This is a genomic window from Streptomyces sp. NBC_00690, from assembly GCF_036226685.1.
GTDB lineage: Bacteria > Actinomycetota > Actinomycetes > Streptomycetales > Streptomycetaceae > Streptomyces.
Genome location: NZ_CP109009.1, coordinates 1,396,365 through 1,415,577, shown reverse-complemented (window position 1 = coordinate 1,415,577; position 19,213 = coordinate 1,396,365). Strand labels below are relative to the sequence as shown.

Below are 19,213 nucleotides of genomic sequence, written 5' to 3'. Positions count from 1 at the left end.
TTTGGGCCTGCTAAAGGCGAGGTAGGGCGGACATCGACGGGCTGAGATCCCCCCGCCCACTGCCGGCCGGCTCCTGTGCGACGGCCCGGCCCCGATCGGCTTGACGCCCTGTTCCTGCGCCGCCCGGTCCGACCCGTTCGCCACCTCCGGCAGGCGTACCCGGGCACACAACGAAGCCCGGCTACCAACGAAACACGAGCACCAACGAAACACGAGCACACAACGAAGCCCGGGCCCCTCGACGACGGCCGAGGGGCCCGGGCACACCAACCCGCGGGATCGCTCCGACAGCACGGCCTACCCGGTGGTGGTCGGAGCCGGTCGAGCCAGCGGCACGGTCGGCTCCGGACGCTCGGGGGCCACCAGTGAACGCGCCATCAACAACACCCCGAGGACGAGCAACAGCGGTACGCACATCGCAGCTCGGTAGGAGACCGTCGCGCCGACCGCCCCGACCAACGGCGGACCGACGAGGAATCCCACGTAGTTGAAGAGGTTGACGCGGGCGATGGCGGTGTCCGACGACCCCGGCAGCAGCCGGGCGCCGACCGTGAACACCTGCGGAATGATCACCGACAGACCGGCGCCGAGCATGCCGAAGCCGAACACCGCGGCCCAGGGCCCCGGCGCCGCGGCGACCACCGAGAAACCGGCGGCCGACAGCACCGCGCCCGCGCGGATCACACTGGCAGCGCCCCACCGCCTCACCCACTGGTCGCCGAAACCACGACCCACCAGCGTGGCGACCATGTAGAGGGCGTACGGCAGAGTGGCCACCGCCTCGGAGCTCCCCAGCGTGTCCTGAAGGAACTTGGCACTCCAGTTGGTGGCCGTGGAGTCGGCGACCACCGCAACGCCCATGATCAGGCAGAGCGGCAGCAGCGGCTTCCACGGCACTGCCGGCCGCTCGGTCTTCGATGCCGGCGCCGCGCCTTCACCGGGCAGCTCCACCGCGGACAACCGAGGGCCCGCCGCCACACCGATCGGTAGCAGCACCACGACCGAGACCGTATAGAGGACGGACAGCGAGACGTCCCAGTGTGCACCCGCCCAGGCCAGCAGGGCGCCGACGATGCCACCGAGGCTGGCGGCCCCGTGGAAGCGCAACATGATGCTGCGGCCGTAGCCGCGTTCGATGCCGACGCCCGTCATGTTCATCGTCGCTTCCAACGCGCCCACCATCAGTCCGAACACGGCAAGGCTCAGGGCGAGGTGCCACACGGCCCGGCCCGACCCCACCCCCACCAGCGTCAGACAGATCACCGGCTGGAGCACCCGCACCACCATCGGCGCGGGCACCCGCCGCACCAGGCGGGAGGCGCTGAGGCTCCCCACTCCGGCGAGGATCGGCACGGCGGCCAAGAATGCGGGCAGGGCTGCGTCGCTGAGCCCGTACCGGTCCTGGATCGCGGGAATCCGGGTGACCAGCAGGGCGAAGACCGCTCCGTGGACGAGGAAGATCAGCAACAGTGCTGACCGGGCTTGCCGCAGTCGCAGCGGGATCTCCATGGCACCCCCTTCGGGCATCGCCGCCTCTCGGGACGAGCACGGCACCGGGCGAAGGTATGGAGCGCCGCTGAAGCGCCGCTTGAGCGGCCGGCCGGACCCCGTCGGACGGGCCGACTGCACAAGCAGCCCTACAGTGCGGCCCGGAAATCTGGCGGTGCCCAGCGTGTCCCGGAACGACGGAGGACCGACAGATGCACCCGACCGCCAAGGACGGCACGACCCCTGAGGACCCACGCCGTTGGTGGATGCTCGGTGTGCTCTCCCTCGCGCTGTTCGCGATCGTGCTTAACAACGGCCTGCTCAACGTGGCCATCCCGGAGATGATGCGCAGCCTGGACGCGGACATCAGCGAGGTCCAGTTCATCGTGGACAGCTATGCGCTGGCCCTCGCCGGAGCCCTGCTGACCGCCGGTACGCTCTCCGACCGCTACGGCCACAAGCTCGCCACCTTGACCGGCACGGTCGTGTTCGGAGTCGGTTCGCTGGTGGGCATGGTCGCGGACGGCCCGGGCCAACTCGTCGCGGCTCGTGCCCTGATGGGTCTGGGCGCCGCCTTCATCATGCCGGGCACCCTCGCCGTGCTGGTCCATGTCTTCCCCCCGGCCGAACGGGCGCGCGCCATCGGCATCTGGAGTGGCGCCTCGGCGCTCGGGGTGGCCGCGGGCCCGGTCATCGGGGGGTTCCTGGTGGGTCACTTCTGGTGGGGTTCGATCTTCCTGGTGAACCTGGTACCGGTGGCCGTCGTGTTGGTGGCCGGTGCGCTGCTGTTGCCGGAGTCGTCCAACGCCACACCGCGCAGGCCCGATCCCATCGGTGCGCTGCTCGGCACTGCGGCCATGGTGGGTCTGGTCTTCGGCACGATCCGGGTCTCCCAACATGGCTGGACGGCACCCGGTCCGTTGGCCGGGTTTACGGTGGCGCTGGTCGCCGGGGTCGCCTTCGTCCTGTGGGAGCGCGCCCACCCGAGCCCGATGGTCGACTTCGAGCTGCTGCGTAAACGGCCCTTCATCGGGGCGAGCCTGAGCATCCTCCTGTTGATGTTCGGACTGGCCGGCACCCTGTTCGTCCTCACCCAACGGCTTCAGTTCGCCCTGGGCTACGGAGCCTTGCAGGCGGGACTTGCGGTGATGCCCGTCGCCTTCGCCGTGCTCCTGGGAACACTGATGTGTTCGGCACTGGTACGCCGGGTGGGGCCGGGCGGCAGCGTGGCGATCGGGTTGGGCGCTGGTGCGGTCGGCATTCTGATCGTGGGCACGGTCGGGAGCGGCTATCCGCCTGTCCTGGCGGGACTGCTGCTGGCGGGCGTCGGCTTCGGGCTGGCGATGGGGCCGACCACGGACGTGGTGATGTCCCTGGTACCGCCCGAGCGTTCCGGTGCCACCGGCTCCTTGGACATGACCATGCAGGAGCTGGGAAACGCCCTGGGCGTCGCGGTCGTGGGCAGCGTCCTCGCGCGCAGCTACGCCGACGAGGTGACCTCCGTCGGTCTGCCGGACGCGGCCGGGCGGACCCTCGACAGCGCACTCAGGCTCGCCGAGCGGACCGGTGGCAGTACGGGGGCGGACTTAGCGGCCAGCGCTCGGGCGGCCTTCGACGAGGCCGCGGGGGTGGGGCTGGTGGTGGCCGCGGTCGGGGTGGCGGCCGGTGCGCTGGTCGCCGCAGCGCTGATGCCCCGGCGCGGCGCGTCGGTTGACGGAGCTGGCGACGAGTTCGGCGTGGGGGAGGGGCCGGCGACTGCCTCGGGAACGCCCGAGGACACGGCACCGCGGGTGGTGGAACAGGGTTCACGTCACTAGGACCTCTGTCGAACCGCCAACCAGCCCTGAAGCCGACGACGACCCTGAAGCCTGTGGAGCGAACTGCCTCATGTCGGCTCGTTGCTCCGCCGCTCGACGCCAGTGCATCGGCCCCCAGGCCCGGATCCGGGCCTGGGGGCCGATGTGTCATGCCGTTCCGTTCGCCCGCCCCGATCGTTCCCCGCCGCCCGGTGAGGAACGACGCGACGCCTGGGCGGATCTCACTCGCTCGGAGCTCCGACCAGGTCCCGCTCGATCAGGCCGGGTGCGTTCTCGTACCGTTCCAGGAGGAGTTGCAGGCGCCCGAGGAAGTGGTCTTCCTCCTCCCGGATGAAGAAGTGCCCCCCGGGTAGCACCTCCACCGCACTCTCCGCGGTCGTGTAGGCGGACCACTCCCGGATCTCGGGCACCGTGACCAAGCGGTCCTCCACCCCGCCGAAGGCATGGACGGGCACTGGTAGCGGGGAGCGATCCACTCCGCCCGCATCGGCGCAGAGCGCCAGATCTCCCCGGACCACCGGCAGGAGGGCCGTCAACCACTCCGGTCGGTCAAGCAACGCCTGAGGCAGCCCGCCGAGCTCCGCCAGTCCCCGGACCAGCTCCCCGTCGTCCAGGACCTGTCCCTGGGCGATCGGTGGCGCGGGCAGGTGCGGAGCGCGATGGCTGCTCAGCACCAGGGCCAGCGGCAGCCGGGCACCACGGGCCCGTCGGTACTGGGTGAGGGCGAACGCGATCAGCGCACCCATGCTGTGTCCGTACATCAGATGCGGTTGTTCGAGTTCTGGTCCGATCTCCCGGTCCAAGTCGGCTATCAGCGCCGGCAGATCGGTGAAGCGCGGTTCCGCCATCCGGCCCTCGCGGCCGGGAAGCTGCACCGGTTGCACGTCCACGGCGGCGCCAAGCCGGCGCTGCCAGCTGGCGTAGGCGGAGGCACCCCCACCCGCGTAGGGGAAGCAGAACAAGCGCAGTCGGCCCCCGTCGGCCGTCCCGCCGCGCCTCAGATATCGCGTCATAGTGCCCGGTTCTCCTCTCGCTGCCCTGATGTCCACCGGCGCCCACGGCCGCGGAGCGTGGCTGGGCGACACGGTCCGGTGGGGCGTTGACCGCACGCTGCGGAGGCCGGAACGGATCCCAAACGGAGGACGGCGACAGCCGTGCCTCCCACCCGTCCACCGAACGCCGCCGCAGCAGAATCGGCCAAACACCCTCCAGAGTCGGCAGCACCGCTTAAGGGGCGGCAAACGATCGGCACGACAACCGCCCGGCGAGCCCGGTCGGCCCCGGCCCGAACGGCGGTCGTACGGGCCGGGGAACAGAGCCGGGCCGCAGCCCCGGCGAGGTCACGGGGTTGCGGCCCGGGGTCATGGGCTGGGGTCATGGGCTGGGACCGAGGATGCGGCCGGGCAACGGCCGACCCGTCGACTACACCGGGGCGGGGACGAGCCGTCCGAAGCCGCGTATGGCGCCGGCGTGCATCCCCTGCTCCGGGGCCTCCAACCCCGGATCGGCCGCCAGGATCGCCTGGTGCAGCCGCTGCAACCGCGGCGAGGGCTCCAACGCCAACTCCTGGATCAGTGAGCGACGCAACCGCTGGTAGGCGCTGAGCGCATGAGAGGGCCGACCGCAGCGGTACAGCGCCAACATCAGTTGCGCGTGCACGGTTTCGTGCAGGGGGTGTTGTGCGGCAAGGGCGGTCAACTCGCCCAACAGCGACGCGTGTCGCCCGAGCCGCAGATCGGCCTCGATGCGTCCGTCCAGCGCGCTGAGCCGGGTCTCCTCCAGCCGCAGGGTCTCGACCTCCAGCGCCCGACCGATCTGCACATCGGCGAGTGCGGGACCGCGCCACAGCGACAGCGCCCGGTGCAGCAGTTGGGACGCCTCCAGATCGGCGCCTTCGCGCAGTGCCGTCTGCCCCGCCACGCACAGCCGCTGGAACTCGGTCGCATCGACGGCCGCGGCGGCATCCAGCGCGTACCCGCCGTAGCGGGTGCACAGGACGTCCTTGGGACCGCGCACCCCACCGGGGTCGAGGGCGTCCCCGAGCATCCTGCGCAACTGTCGGATGTACGTCTGCAAGGTGGCCGGCGCGGTGCGCGGCGGTGCGTCCCCCCACAACTCGTCGAGCAGGGTGGACACGGTCACCACCTGGCCGGGATGCAGCGCCAACAGTGCAAGCACCTGGCGCGGCTTGGCCGCGCTGGGCACCACCGACATTTGGGCGAGCTGAGCGACGAGCGGCCCCAGGACCCGGATCTCCATCTGGTACTCCCTTCCAACCACAACCGCCCGGTTTCTTCCTCCGGGGTGACCAACGATCGCAGCAGGAGGGCTTTTGACCCAGTGATCGGTTCACCGGCCCGATATGAATCCGCGACGGTGGCAGCCATGAAGAACTCATATGTGAGGCATGAACGGAACACTGTCTTTCGGCCACATGTGACGCACAAGATTTATCCCAGCCGCTCAGACACGGCGCTCCGACGGACATATTCAGGATGAAAGCGGAGGACCACGTGAACGGAATCACCCTTTTCGCTCCCGACGGTACGACCCGTACGACCCGTACGACCACCGCACCCACCCCGGGTGCACTCGGACGAGAGAGATCGATCGGCTCCCAGCAACTCGTCGAGGTGGTTGCCCACATCTGGCTTGAGCCCGGCCTCGCAGACCGCTACCGCTACGACGCCCGCTCGGTACTCGGCGAGTTCGGCGTCTCCGCTGACCTGGCCGACCAGGCCCCCACGCTGACCGAGGACACCCCGGGCGAGTTGACCATCGAGGAACTCAGCCGGCCCGCGGTCGCGCAGGCGCAGCTCTGCTTCTGCCTGGAGACGGAGTCGCTCTCCGACTCCTCCCGCCTGACCGACGGCTTTTCCACCGCTTTCTCCGCGGCCCTCGCCGCCGCGAACGGGACGACCCTGCGGTGACTGCCGTCCACGGCGAGCGCTCCCCGCGCTCCCAGGAGTCCACGCGAGGGCGGCGCGTGGGATTCCGCAGTCACCTCAGGGCGGAGGTCATCGCGGGGGACGCGGCGTATCTGCTCTCCGACCGCGGAGTCACCGCCCTCCAGGGCGGTCAGATCGAGGCGCTCGTCCCCCTGTTGGACGGTACGAGGGATCTGCCGTCCGTCCTGCGCGAAGCAGCCAGGACCATCCCCGCGGAACAAGCGGGGCGGTTGATCGGACGTCTCGCCCGGGCCGGGCTGGTCGGGTACTCGGGCACCGCCCCCGACGCCCACACCGATCCCGTGCGCACTCACGCCCGCGCCTATTGGGAGTTGGCGGGGCTCGACGGGAGCGACGCCCTCGACCGATTGGCCGCGGGGTCCGTGGAAGTGCTCGCGGTGGGAAACGTCGACACGGACGGAGTGAGGGAAGCGTGCGGGGCCGCCGGTCTGACACTGGCGGGCGGTGAGGGCTCCGACGGAGGTCTCACCCTCGACGCCCCGCAACTCACCCTCGACGCCCCGCAACTCTCCCTCGTCGTCTGCGACGACTACCTCAACCCCGAACTGCGCGAGGTCGACGCGCGACATCAGGTCACCGGACGACCGTGGCTGCTGACCAGGCCGGGTGCTTCGACCACCTGGCTCGGGCCGGTGTTCCAGCCCGGTATCGGCGCCTGCTGGTCATGTCTGGCCCATCGGCTCGAAGGACACCGGCTCTGCGAGGCCCCCGTGCGACGGGCACTGGGGCTGAGCGGACCGGTGCCCCGGCCCGCAGCACGGGTCGCGGCCACCGGCGCAGCCGCCGCACACCTGACCGTGCTGGAGGCGGCGAAGTGGCTCGCGGGCTACCGCCATGCCGGCCAGTCGTCGGTGCTGACGCTGGAGACCCTGTCGCTCACCACCCACCACCACGACCTGCGCCGCCGCCCACAGTGTCCCGACTGCGGAGATCCGACGCTCATCGCCGACCAGGCACGACGACCGGTGACGCTCGTCTCCCGCCCCAAGTCGCCCCACAGCGCCGGCCATCGTGCCCGCTCCGTACAGGAGGTCCACGACCAGTACCGCCATCTGGTGAGCCCGGTGACCGGGGTCGTCGACGCCATCCGTCGCGACCCCCGGGCGCCGGCCGCCCTGCACTGCTACCTCGCCGGCCGCAACCCGGCCGCGGGAGGTGCGGACCTCGCCCAACTCCGCGCCGGCCTACGCCAGGTCAGCGGCGGCAAGGGCAGCACCGCACAGGAAGCGGAAGTCAGCGCGCTCTGTGAGGCCCTGGAGCGGTACAGCGCCACGCTCCAGGGCGATGAGCTGCGGATACGGGACAGTCGCCGTGCCCTGGGGGACGCGGCCCTGTCTCCGGACGTAAGCCAGCTCTACGCACCGCGCCAGTTCCGTGACCGCGACCGGTGGAACGCCCTGCACTCGGCCTTCCAGTACGTTCCCGAACCCTTCGACGACCGCGCACCGGTCGACTGGACCCCCCTGTGGTCCCTCACCGAACAACGCCAGCGGCTCCTCCCCACCGGAATGCTCTACTTCTCCGGTCCCGCGGGCGGCACGGCACCACCCCCGGCCGGCCATCGCGCCCTGCGTGCAGACTCCAACGGCCAAGCCGCGGGCAGCAGTTTGGAGGACGCGATACTCCATGGGTTCCTCGAACTCGTCGAGCGGGACGCGGTGGCGCTGTGGTGGTACAACCGCACCCGCCAACCGGGCGTCAGACTCGACGGCACCGAGGGGTTCGGTGACGCCTGGAGCGAGGAACTGCACGGTACCTACCGGGAGTTGCACCGCGAGGTGTGGGTCCTCGATCTCACCTCCGACCTCGGGATCCCGGTGTTCGCCGCCCTCAGTCGAAGGACCGACAAACCGGCCGAGGACATCATGTTCGGCTTCGGCGCCCACTTCGATCCCGCCGTCGCCCTGCGTCGGGCGCTCACGGAGATGAACCAACTCCTGCCGGCCGTCGTCGACGCCCGGGCCGACGGCTCCGGCTACGGCATCACCGCGGCGGAGCCGCTCGGCTGGTGGTGGGGCGCCACCGTCCGCAACCAACCCCATCTGCTGCCCGACCCCGCACAACCCGCGCGGGGCCCGGTCGACTTCACCCACCGGCGCCGGTCAGATCTGCGCGAGGACGTCGAGGAGGTCGTCACGCTCCTGCGCGGGCACGGCATGGACCTCCTCGTCCTTGACCAGACGAGACCGGACATCGGCATTCCGGTGGTGAAGGTCGTCGTGCCCGGCCTGCGTCACTTCTGGGCGAGATTCGCCCCGGGGCGACTGTTCGACGTGCCGGTGCACCTCGGCCGGCTCGATGCCCCGACCCCGTACGCCGACCTCAACCCCGTTCCGCTGTTCGTCTGAAGCACGTGTGCGTCTCCCGGCCGTTTCGACGGCTCTCCCCCGCGTCCCGCTCAGGAGTTCCCATGCCAACCGAGAGGTCATTCGACGGCCACCCGACCGTACGCCGAGGACGGCGCACCCTCTCTCTGTGGGCGCTGCGCGAGGACGTACTGGTGGACACCGGCTGCCCCAGCGGTGCCGTGGTGCTCTCGGGAAGATGGGGGGAGGTTCGCATGCGCCATGCCAGCCCCTCGGTGCGTGAGGCGCTGCGTCGGATGCGGCTCGGGCCCATCTCCCTGGCGAACGTGGTGGCCGGCGCGCCGCCCCCGCCCCCCTCGTACACCGAAGGGGGCGGGGGCGGCGCGTCCGTCGAGGCTTCGCTGACGGAGATCCTGATGGTGCTGCAACGCCTTCAACACCTGGTGGTGCGTTCCCTCGGACTCGACAGCCCCGACCATCTGCTGATGTCCGTGGTGCCGATCTCCCAGTCGGCCCGCTACGGACCGGCGACGGTCGATGAGAAGCACCCGATCCGACTCTCCCAGTTCGCGTTCTTGCGCAGTGAGGGAAAGGGCTTCGTCCTGGAGTCACCGACCTCCCTGCACCGGGTGGTCCTCCACTGCCCGGAGGCGTCCTGGGTCATCGGGATGCTCGGGCGTCCCATCACCAGTGCCGAAGTGGCCGCCGCAGTCCCGCTGCCGCCGGAGGCGACCCGCGAGATCATCGCCCATCTGCTGGGCACCGGGATGGTGGTGCCGGCCGAGCCATCGACCTCGCCCGACCTCGGGGGCGGCGCGGAAGCCGGCACGGGAGCAGTGCAGGGCGACGGAGTCCTGCATCCTCCCGTCCCCGGATTCGCGGAGGACAGCGACCCCGCCCTGGCCTCCTGGTCCGCGATCGACCTGCTGTTCCACACGCGCTCCACGCTCGGCAGGCACGACGCGGACTTCGGAGCCACCTACCCGCTCGCCGACCGGATGGCCCCGGCCCCCGCGGTCAAACCCCTGCCGGATGGGCCGCGCATCGCCCTCGCACGGCCCCGCCTCGATGAGATGCCGGCGAGCGATCCACCCCTGAGCTCCGTACTCGAAGGCCGCCGCAGCATCAGGTCCTTCGGCTCCGAGCGACTGACCGCGGACGTCCTGGGGGAGTTCCTGTTCCGGGCGCTGCGGGTGCGTTCCCTGCACGACGGATCACGGGGCGGCGAAGAGGGAGCCTTCACGGACCGGCCCTACCCGAGCGGCGGCCGGGCCTACGAGTTGGAGTTCTACCTGGCGGTCCGGGACTGCGCCGGCATTCCGCCCGGCATCCACTACTACGCCCCGCTGGAGCACTGCTTGGTGCAGGTGGGGGACCCCGACCACGAGTCGGCCAGGGCGGAGCTGTTTGCCGAGGCCAGGATCGCCGCGGGGCTCACCGACCTGCCGGCCGTGGTCATCACCATCACCTCCCGCATCCACCGCTTGGCGTGGAAGTACAGTGGCCTGCCGTACGCCCTCACGCTCAAGCACGTCGGTGCCGTGACCCAGAACCTCTATCTGGTGGGCACGGCGATGGGGCTGGCGTCCTGCGCGCTGGGCAGCGGTGACATCGATCTCGCCGCCCGTGCCACGGGCCTCGACTGGCGCATCGAACCGAGCGTCGGAGGCTTCGTGCTCGGTACGCTCCCTGAGGAACTGGCGCAATCCGCCGTAGTGCGGCACGATTTTCACAGGTCTAATCCACAAGCTGGCTCCGGAGTTCAGACTCTCCCCATTGACTGATCTCCTGTGATGCCTCACCGCGGGGGAATGCATGAGGGACGCCATGACGCGCTCGGGTAGATCCAGGACCGCAGGCAGACGGGACCCCGACCCGGGCGTCGGTGGTCTGCCGGCCCTCTCGTCGGCGGTTTCCAAGATGGGACGCGGCGCCCCGCCGCCACACCTCGCCCTCAGCATCCTGCTGCTGGTCGAGTGCGGATTCGTCCTCGTGGGCTTCCTGAACATCCTCGGGGAGGAACCGGCGACGTTCACCCTCGTGGCGTCCGTGATCGGCTTCGCCCTCATCTTCGTCCTACAACTCGTCCACTCCTCCTACCAGTTACGCCAGTTCCGCGCCCGATGGGGCCGGTGGACCCTGGCCGTGCAGGCCCTCTTGACTTATCTCCCGCTACTGACGCTCGGCTTTGGCTGGGGCGGCATGGCGGGATTCTTCGGTGCCTCGGTCCTGTTGGTGCTGCGCCCCCAGGTGGCCTGGCCGTTGTTCGCCGCGGTGACCGCGGTGGCCGCGGCGACCGGCCCGCTCCTCGGTATGGACTTGCTCGCCACCGTGTACATCGCGGTCTCTACGGTCCTCACCGGACTGATCGTGTACGGGCTCAGCAGGCTGGCCGAGTTGGTGGTCGAAGTGCAGGAGGCCCAGCAGGAGATCGCGCGGCTCGCGGTCACCCAGGAGCGCCTTCGCTTCGCCCGTGACCTCCATGACCTCCTTGGCTACAGCCTCTCGGCGATCACGCTCAAGAGCGAGTTGGCCCGTCGGCTGGTGCACGGGGAGACCGATCGTGCCCTCGCGGAGCTGGAGAGCATCCTGGAGATCTCCCGTCAGGCGCTGTCCGACGTACGCACGGTCGCCCGCGGCTACCGGGACATGTCCCTGGCCACCGAGGCGGTATCGGCGCAGGCCGTACTGGAAGCGGGCGGCATACGGGCGACCGTGGACCTCAGGGGCAGGCTTCCCGAAGGCGAGGTCGACACCATCATGGCCACCGTGCTGCGGGAGGCCGTCACCAATCTGTTGCGGCACAGCAAGGCGGAGAACTGCCGGATCGCCTGCTGGACCGATGCGGCGGGCGATGCGGTGCTCACGATCGTCAACGACGGGGTGGAGCAGTCTCTTTCGGGCACTCTGCAGGATCCGAGCTCCCGTGATGGCAGCGGCTTGCAGAATCTACAGTTCCGATTGGCGGCGGTCGGTGGCCGGCTCGCCTCGGGCATCGACACGGACGGCTGCTTCTCGCTGCGGGCCGAGGCGCCCGTGCGGCTGCCACCTCATCTCGCGGACTGAAACTCGCCGACTGCGCGCGACAAAGTCGACTGAGCGGTTCGAAAGGCAGGCCCCGCGCCCCGGCCCCTGCGGATGTTCCGTCGACGGGGCGGGGGCGGTGTCACATCAACCAGCCGCTCTCCCGTGCCACTCGGATGGCGTCCACCCTGTTGCGGGCGTTGAGCTTGGTGACGATGGTCGTCAGATAGTTGCGGACCGTCCCCACCGAGAGGAAGAGACGGATCGCGATCTCCGCCGCCTCCGCCCCGTCCGCGGCCAGCCGCAGGACCTCCACCTCGCGTGGAGTCAGTGGATTCTCGCCGTTGTCGAAGGCGGCGAGGGCGAGTTGAGGGTCGATGACCCGTTTGCCCGCAGCCACTTCGCGTACGGCGTAGGCAAGTCGGGCCGGCGGCGCCTCCTTGAGGAGGAAGCCGCCGACCCGGGCCGCGAGTGCCTTGCGGAGCGTTCCGGGTCTGCCCAGACTGGTGAGGATGAGCGTTCGGCACCAGGGAGCTTGCTCGGCCAGGAGCGCGGCGGCACTGAGACCGTCGAGCCCCGGCAGATCGACATCGATGATGGCGATGTCCGGCCGGCACTCCAGGACGGTGCTGACGATGGTGTCACCGCGTTCGACTTCGGCGACCACGTCTAAGTCGTCCTCCAGAGCCAGCAGTGCCACAAGCGCCCCGCGAACCATGTGCATGTCTTCGGCGAGCAGGATGCGTATCAATGCGGTCCCCCGTCGGGTTCGGTCGATTGGCCGACACCTTTTGGGCGGAAATGCTACTGGATGGAGACAATGCACGGGATTTATGCAAACGTCTTTCTTTTTGAACTCAACTCCATTGTGCCACCTCAAGCCGCAGGGCAGTGGTGGTCCTTCCCTCCTGAACCGCTTCGACCGAGACCGGGACTGTGCAAGTGCGTAGATCTTCGTCCCAGCGGAACCCCTCGGCGGTCGCCCGCATTCGGGTGATCTGGTCCAGCTCCGCATAGTCGGAGAAGTTCGTCGTGATCGAGGCGATCGTCAGGGTGTACGGGTCCAGTCCGTGCAGTCGTGCGACCGAGGCTATGGCCAACTGCCGTGCTGCTTCCATCTGGAGGTGGCCGGGCACATGGTCCAGCGGGTGGTCGAAAACGTGCGGGTGCGTGGTGTCCACCACCAACTGCGCCGAGAACAGCCCGTGCTCCGCTTCGGCGACCGGATCGGTGATGAACACATTGCGGGCGTCGCGCCGCCCCACGGTGGCGGGCTCGGCAGCCGTGAAGCGGGGCAGCAGGAATCCCGGGTGATCGGGGACCTGCCGCTTTCCGCGCAGCACCCGATAGGCGGAGGAGGAAAGGATCAGCAGCCCGCCCTCCCCTTCGAGGGCGAGCTCCCCGTCGACATGGATGGCTCCGGTGAAGGTGAAGCCCTGGACCCGGCCGGCTCTGTTGCGCTTCGGCTTGGCGTCCATCGTGACGACGAGGTCCGCGGGCCGCAGCCCGATCCGCAGCGGCGCGAAGCCCGTGGTGCGCAGATTCAGGTCGCGGAAGATGAAGGCCGAGGCGAGGGCCACGTTCAGATGGCGATGGGCGACCAGCACGCCGGCCTGGCGCACCACCTCGACCAGGAGGGTGAAGTCGTAGAGCGGCGAGGTCTCGCCGATGAGGTGGCCACGGGGCAGTTGGGCCGCGACCTTGAAGCTGTCCTCACCCGTCTGGATGGAGTCGGTGACGAAGACCTCGGCGATCGAGGAGCGGTGGACCAGGGCCCGCGGGACCGTGGCGTCATAGCTCAGCGTCGGCAGGGCCGCGGTCTCCTCGCTGATGAGGGACGACGTCTGCTGAAGGTCTGCCTCGACGGCGGCGGCCGTTGCGGGGAGGGTGACGGCGGGCGTCGAGAGGGAGGCTGCGGTGGAGATGGACATGGCGAAGTGATCCCTTCACACGAATGGTCATGGGGAGCGGTGGCCACCCGCGGGAGCCCGTCGAGTCGAGCGGGGCTCCCATGGCGTGGCGGGAAGTGCAGGAAGGCTGCGGGGCGCCGGTTTCCGCAGTGCGGTGACGGACGCAGTGGGGCGGGTCAGTGCCGTGATGGGGAGAGGGGAGGTGGGCGAGCGGGCCCATCAGGCCCGCGACGCCCGTGGTGTCCGCGGGGTCAACTACCGTGCCTGGCCGCGAGGGTCTGCCCCACCGAGGGCGCCTCGACGGACGACTTCGGCGGCTGCCCGGGCGCGGGCGGCAACTGATTCTCGACGGCGCGCAGGGAGGGCCAGCACGGCAAGCGGGCGAGCAACGCATCGAAGCCGGCCGTGCCCGAGCGGGCGCCGAGCACCCCGTCCGGCCTGATGTAGGCGAACCACGGAGTGTCGCCGCCCCCGAGCACATAGCCCCGGTCCTGGAGGACCTCGCAGCCGGGAACCGTGGCCCCCCGGTCGTGGCCGGCGCCCGGGCGCACCCAGAGCACCTGTACGACGTCGTCGACCTCCCAGGCGCGAAGCGCCAGGGCGGCCTGCTCAGCCCATTCGCCGGCGCTCGCACCGTGCACCATCAGTGTGTGCCGCCCGGTGGACAGGTACTTCCTGAGCGACGTCATCGCACCCCCGGGCACCGGTGCGAGCGGTACGTCGAAGGCGCGCCTGCCCAGGCGCAGAGCGCGCGGTACGGCTCCGGCACCGGGCAGATCGACGACCGCCGCACTGCGTGAGTGGTCCAGATCCAACTGGGCCAGCAGAGGCACGACCTTGGACTCCAGCACTCCCGCGCCGGACAGCGCCCGCATCGCCAGATCCCGAGCCTTGCGGGCAGCCGGGGAGCGCAGCAGCCACATCCTGGTCTGTTGATCCCCGCTGCGGACCGCCCGCACCGATGCCGGCCGGCGTTCCGCCTCGAAGCTGTCGAGCAGCCGTGCATCGCCGCCGCGGATCACCGAGGCCAGCTTCCACCCAATGTCATAGCCGTCCTGCACACCGGTGTTGAGCCCTTGACCGCCCGCGGTGGTGTGGGCGTGCACCGCATCTCCCGCAAGCAGCACCGGACCCTCCCGAAAGCGAGGGGCGACCTTTGCATGGACCCGGAAGCGGCTGGACCAGCGGACGTCCCGCAGCCTCAGCCCACCGGGGCCGCGCTCGTCGAGCAGCCGTTGGAGCAGTTCCAGCGGGGGCGGTTCGGATTCGTCGGTGGGTTCGGTGTCGAAGAAGACCCGGTGGCCTTCGGGCTGCGGCACGATCACCAACACACCCTCCGGGGCGATGTGGTGCTGGACCTCGGCCTCCGCGGGAGCGCCCTCAAGCGTGCCGTCCCCGATCAGGAATGTCCGCTCGAAGGTGTGGCCCTCGAAGGGGATGCCCACGGCCGTGCGCACCAGGCTGCGTGCCCCGTCGGCGGCGATGAGCCAGGGAACCGTCAACGTCTCCTCGCCCCCGCCGGACCGCAGGGCCACGGTCACAAACTGGTCGGACCCGGAGCGGTCCACCCGTACGGTCGTGGCCTCGGTCTCCCACTCCACCCGACCGCCGAGTTCCATGAGCCGTCGGTGCAGGGCCCGCTCGGTCACGGGTTGCGGCACACACAACGGCCCGGGGAACGCCGTGTTGGCCAGCCCTCCGAAACGCACCCCGGCGATGCGTCGACCGGCGGTCCAGTAGGACGCCCCGGCCAGCGGCAGGGCAACCCGGGCCAGCTCGTCGGCCACACCGACGCGGTCGAGGCACTCCAGCGCCCCGCTCCACAACACCAGTCCCTTGGGGGCCGTACCGGGCCCCTGGCGGCGGTCCACCACACGGGCGGGCACCCCGAGGCTCCACAGCGCACAAGCCGCGGTGAGACCGGTCGGTCCGGCCCCGATGACCAGCACGGGCGCACTCATCGTGAACCACCCAGGGCCCGTGCGCCGAGCGGGCTGGCGCCCACGAGGATGTCATCGGTCGTTGCGGAGGACGCAGCCCCGTCCATGCACACCGCAGACGGCTGTTCGGGGCCCTGGTGCCCGAGCACGGCGTCGATCTCCTCGATCGCCCGCAGGGTGTCGGTGAAGTGCACCGCGCGCATGCCCAGACCCTCCGAAGCCGTGCAGTTCTCCTCGGTGTCGTCGACGAACAGGCACCGCTCGGGGCCGACTCCGAGCCGGTCGAACAGCACCTGGTAGATGGCCGGGTCCGGCTTGCGGACGCCTTCGCGGTGCGAGTCCACGACGACGTCGAACAACTCGTCCACGGGCAGTTGGGCCCGCCACAGCGGCTCCCACTCGCGCACATTGTTGGTGAGCAGCGCCAGTCGTACGCCACCGCGCCGCAGCGAGTGCAGATACTCCAGGAACGGTGTGTTGGGACGGCGTCCGCGGAACCAGAGCTCGCCGAAGCTGTGCCCGTCGCCCAACACCCGGCCCGCGCCCTCGGGTAGTTCGGCCAGGATCCGCTCGGTCATCTGCCGCTCGCTGATCCTGCCGGTCTCCAGTGCGGCCATGGGTGTCTGGCCGTACCGTTGCGTTGCTGCCATCAGGGCACCTGCGAGCTCATCCGTGCCCAACCGGGCCAGCTCGGCGAAGGCCACGAAGGTCTCCACCAGCGGGTTGGTGAGAACCCCTCCGTAGTCGACGACGACCGTGTCGATGGCCATGGCCACTCCTCCTCGTACCGGTCTGGGCGTACGCACGCTCCGCGCGCCCCCCATCTGTTGCAGAAAAGGTCCAGGAACCGTCCGTCGGTCCTCCAAGGGGAGGCCGAACGGGACTGGTGGAGGATCTGTCCTGCGTCCGCCGTAGCGCGGTGCCCCGGACGCTATGCGCGACCCCTTGTGCAGGGCCAAAGCAGCCCGCACACCAGCCTGCACACCAGTCCCCGCGCCAGCCCCCGCCAGTCGGCGAACTGCGCGGACCGAGGGCACATGCCTGCTCCGCCTCTGTCCCGTAGGGCCGTTGAGCGGGCACGAACGGTCCGAACCCGCGTGGTCGAGGCACCAACGGCCAGGTGAGGCCCACACCGCCCCACGGCACTCGCATCCCACGCTGCGTTGTGACAACAGCGAAGGGCCGGTCGTCCCGTCGGAGAGGGGCGACCACACCCGCCCCCAACAGTTCGGGGCCGCCCCGTCGACCGGCCTGCACACGGCAGGCTCTCCGGTCGACGGGACGGCCCCGAGCGGGGGACGAGTCAGATCTTCGCGGCCGTCCTGTGTTGCTCGTCGGCCGGGGCGACGGCCGTCCGTACGGGCGGATCGACCGCATCCGGATCAGCCGTCTCTCGATCGGCCGTGGCACGCCCCGCGGTGTCGGCAGTCGGTTCACGGCCCTCGTCGGCACGCGGACCCGCATCGTGATGCACCGAACCGCCTTCGCTGATGCCGAACCGCGCGTGCAACCGGCGTAGCGGCCCCGGTGCCCACCAGGTGGCCTTGCCCGTGAGCGAGAGCACCGCGGGGACCAGCAGCGTACGGATGACCATGGCGTCCATGAGGATGGCGAGGGCCACACCGAGCCCCAACATCTTGGTGTTGGTGATCCGCGAGCTGCCGATGGCCACCATCACCACCGCGAGCACCACCGCGGCAGCGGTGATCACCCCACCGGTGCCCCGGATGCCCTCGACGACCGCGGCCCTGTGGTCGCCGGTGCGCAGCCGCTCCTCGTTGATCCGGGACAGCAGGAAGACCCCGTAGTCCATGGAGAGACCGAAGGCCAGGCAGAACATCAGCACCGGTAGTGCCGTCTCGATGCTGCCCGTCGGTGTGAAGCCCAACAGGCCCGAGAAGTTGCCGTCCTGGAACACCCAGACGACTGCTCCGAGCATCGCGGTCAGACTGAGCGCATTGAGCAGCACCGCCTGCACGGGCACCAGCACACTGCCGGTCAACAGGAACACGAGCACCAGCGTGGCGAGGACGATGATGCCGATCGCCCACGGCAACCCACGACCGATGGCCGACTGACTGTCGATCAGGGCTGCGGTCGTACCGGACACATGGGCCGGGAACGGCGTTCCCACTGCCCGTACGTCCCGCACCAGTTCCTTGCCCTCCTCGGACACGGCCTCCACCCCGGGCACCACCGTCAGGTACGAGGTGTCACCTGCGGTACGGGAGGGCTGGGCGCTACCCGAGACCTCACCGTCCGCGTAGCGGCCCTGCGGGGCGTCCACCCGCAGTACGCCGGGCAGGGCGGACAGCTCCTCGGCATAGCTCCCCAGCTCAGCGCCGGCTGCCCGCTCGGTGACGACCTCGATCGCTCCGGTGGGACTGCCCTGGAACCCGTCCTTGATGCTTTCCTGCACCTGCCGGGACTGCGCGGACGAGGGCAATTGGCGGTAGTCGGCCGTACCGAAGTCGACGTTGAGGAAGGGGGCGCCCAGGAGCAGCAGCACGGCGAACGTACCGGTCGCGACCAGCGGCGCACGCCGCATCACACCCTGTGCCAACCGTGCCCAGGCCGCCCCAGGAGCGGACTTCCGCTGGCCGCCCGAGCGCCGCTTGAGCAGCTTGCGGACGTCCCATGCGTCGATGCGCGGACCGAGTACCACGAGCAGGGCCGGCAGCACCACCAGGGCGGCCACGGCCGCCAACACCACCACACTGATGCCGGCGTAGGCGAGCGAGCGCAGGAAGTACAGCGGGAACACCATCATGGCGGCGAGCGAGACGGCGACGGTCGCCGCCGAGAACAACACCGTGCGCCCCGCGGTGTTCAAGGTGGTGGTCAGTGCGTCCCGGAGGTCCTTGCCGGTGTCCAACTCCTCGCGGTAGCGCCGCACGATCAACAAGGCGTAGTCGATGGCGAGCCCGAGGCCGAGCGCGGTGGTCAGATTGGTGGCGAAGACCGACACATCGGTGAACTCGGTGATGACCCGCAGCACCGCATTGGTGCCGAGGATGGCGATCACCCCGATGCCGATGGGCAGCAGCGCCGCGACCGCGCTGCCGAAGACCACCATCAGGATCAACAGGGTGATCGGCAGGGCGATCAGCTCGGCCCTGATCAGATCCTCGGCGATCAGCTTCTGCTGCTCGTGCTGGACGGCGACGCTCCCACCGATCCGTACGGTGAGGTCGTCCTGCCGGCCGTCGAAGCGGGGGATGATCCGGTCTTCGAGTGTGCGTTCCGCCGCCAGTTCATCACCGTCGATGCGGGCGACCACCATCGCCTCCCGGCCGTCCTGCGAGCGCAGGGCGGGGGAGCGGGTGCTCCAGTAGGACGCGACACCGGTGACTCCGGGAACGGCGGCCAGCCGGTCGGCGAGCTCCCGACCCTGCCGGGCGATCCCCGGGTCGTCGACGCCCTTCCCCGAGCCGTCGGCCTCGACGAGCAGGACGACGTTGGGCCGGGCGTCGGGGAACTCCCGCTCCAGCACCTTCGCGGCGTACGACGACTCCGAGGCGGGGTCGACGACACCGCCACTGCCTCCGCTGCGCAGCCGGTCGGCCACTCCGCTGCCGAGGACCACGGCACCGGCCAACAGGATCAGGGTGAGGAGGAGCAGCAGCCGTGGCCGGTTGCAACTTAAGCGGGCCAGGGCGGTGAAGGGGCCGCCGGGCGAAGCCTGCTGGGGCGGGGCACCGGTGCGTGGTCGATGCGGCATGGGCGGGACTCCCGGGTCGGTCGATACCGGTGGCGTTC

At 70.1% G+C, this 19,213-nt stretch carries 13 protein-coding genes; 5 read left to right on the top strand and 8 right to left on the bottom strand.

Annotated elements, in window-relative coordinates:
* Positions 1 to 297: 297 nt before the first annotated feature.
* Complete coding sequence (locus OID54_RS06230; protein ID WP_329015112.1) at positions 298 to 1,509, bottom strand: MFS transporter; 1,212 nt, start codon at positions 1,507 to 1,509, stop codon at positions 298 to 300.
* A 191-nt stretch (positions 1,510 to 1,700) separates the two neighbouring features.
* On the opposite strand from OID54_RS06230, the gene OID54_RS06225 reads away from it, so the two are divergent.
* Complete coding sequence (locus OID54_RS06225) at positions 1,701 to 3,305, top strand: MFS transporter (protein WP_329015110.1); 1,605 nt, start codon at positions 1,701 to 1,703, stop codon at positions 3,303 to 3,305.
* Between the two features lie 221 nt (positions 3,306 to 3,526).
* On the opposite strand, the gene OID54_RS06220 is transcribed toward OID54_RS06225, so the two are convergent.
* Together OID54_RS06220 and OID54_RS06215 are read right to left on the bottom strand one after the other, a co-directional pair.
* Complete coding sequence (locus tag OID54_RS06220) at positions 3,527 to 4,318, bottom strand: thioesterase II family protein (RefSeq protein WP_329015108.1); 792 nt, start codon at positions 4,316 to 4,318, stop codon at positions 3,527 to 3,529.
* 409 nt (positions 4,319 to 4,727) lie between these two features.
* Positions 4,728 to 5,564 carry an AfsR/SARP family transcriptional regulator gene (locus OID54_RS06215; protein ID WP_329015105.1) on the bottom strand — a complete coding sequence of 279 codons (837 nt, stop codon included), beginning with the start codon at positions 5,562 to 5,564 and terminating at the stop codon, positions 4,728 to 4,730.
* A 254-nt stretch (positions 5,565 to 5,818) separates the two neighbouring features.
* On the opposite strand from OID54_RS06215, the gene OID54_RS06210 reads away from it, so the two are divergent.
* The 4 genes from OID54_RS06210 to OID54_RS06195 all read left to right on the top strand — a co-directional run bounded on the left by OID54_RS06210 (position 5,819) and on the right by OID54_RS06195 (position 11,646).
* Positions 5,819 to 6,235 (top strand): hypothetical protein, encoded by a 417-nt coding sequence (locus OID54_RS06210; protein ID WP_329015102.1) that lies wholly within the window; start codon positions 5,819 to 5,821, stop codon positions 6,233 to 6,235.
* Positions 6,232 to 8,622 carry a TOMM precursor leader peptide-binding protein gene (locus tag OID54_RS06205; protein WP_329015099.1) on the top strand — a complete coding sequence of 797 codons (2,391 nt, stop codon included), beginning with the start codon at positions 6,232 to 6,234 and terminating at the stop codon, positions 8,620 to 8,622. Before OID54_RS06210 ends, OID54_RS06205 begins: the two co-directional genes overlap by 4 nt.
* A gap of 62 nt (positions 8,623 to 8,684) precedes the next feature.
* Entirely contained in the window at positions 8,685 to 10,364 is a 1,680-nt protein-coding gene (locus tag OID54_RS06200; RefSeq protein ID WP_329015097.1) for a SagB/ThcOx family dehydrogenase, read from the top strand.
* A gap of 43 nt (positions 10,365 to 10,407) precedes the next feature.
* On the top strand, positions 10,408 to 11,646 hold the full coding sequence (locus OID54_RS06195) for a sensor histidine kinase (RefSeq protein ID WP_329015095.1): 1,239 nt from the start codon (positions 10,408 to 10,410) through the stop codon (positions 11,644 to 11,646).
* A 100-nt stretch (positions 11,647 to 11,746) separates the two neighbouring features.
* On the opposite strand, the gene OID54_RS06190 is transcribed toward OID54_RS06195, so the two are convergent.
* The 5 genes from OID54_RS06190 to OID54_RS06170 form a co-directional block, all read right to left on the bottom strand.
* Complete coding sequence (locus OID54_RS06190) at positions 11,747 to 12,355, bottom strand: response regulator transcription factor (protein ID WP_329015092.1); 609 nt, start codon at positions 12,353 to 12,355, stop codon at positions 11,747 to 11,749.
* Positions 12,356 to 12,461: 106 nt separating this feature from the next.
* Positions 12,462 to 13,535: a ScbA/BarX family gamma-butyrolactone biosynthesis protein gene (locus OID54_RS06185; RefSeq protein WP_329015087.1), complete on the bottom strand. Its 1,074-nt coding sequence runs from the start codon at positions 13,533 to 13,535 to the stop codon at positions 12,462 to 12,464.
* 230 nt (positions 13,536 to 13,765) lie between these two features.
* Positions 13,766 to 15,475, bottom strand: a complete 1,710-nt coding sequence (locus OID54_RS06180) for an FAD-dependent monooxygenase (protein ID WP_329015084.1) — start codon at positions 15,473 to 15,475, stop codon at positions 13,766 to 13,768.
* Positions 15,472 to 16,224, bottom strand: coding sequence for an HAD family hydrolase (locus tag OID54_RS06175; protein WP_329015081.1), 753 nt, complete (start codon positions 16,222 to 16,224; stop codon positions 15,472 to 15,474). Before OID54_RS06175 ends, OID54_RS06180 begins: the two co-directional genes overlap by 4 nt.
* A 533-nt stretch (positions 16,225 to 16,757) precedes the next feature.
* Complete coding sequence (locus tag OID54_RS06170; protein ID WP_329015078.1) at positions 16,758 to 19,175, bottom strand: MMPL family transporter; 2,418 nt, start codon at positions 19,173 to 19,175, stop codon at positions 16,758 to 16,760.
* Positions 19,176 to 19,213 lie beyond the last annotated feature (38 nt).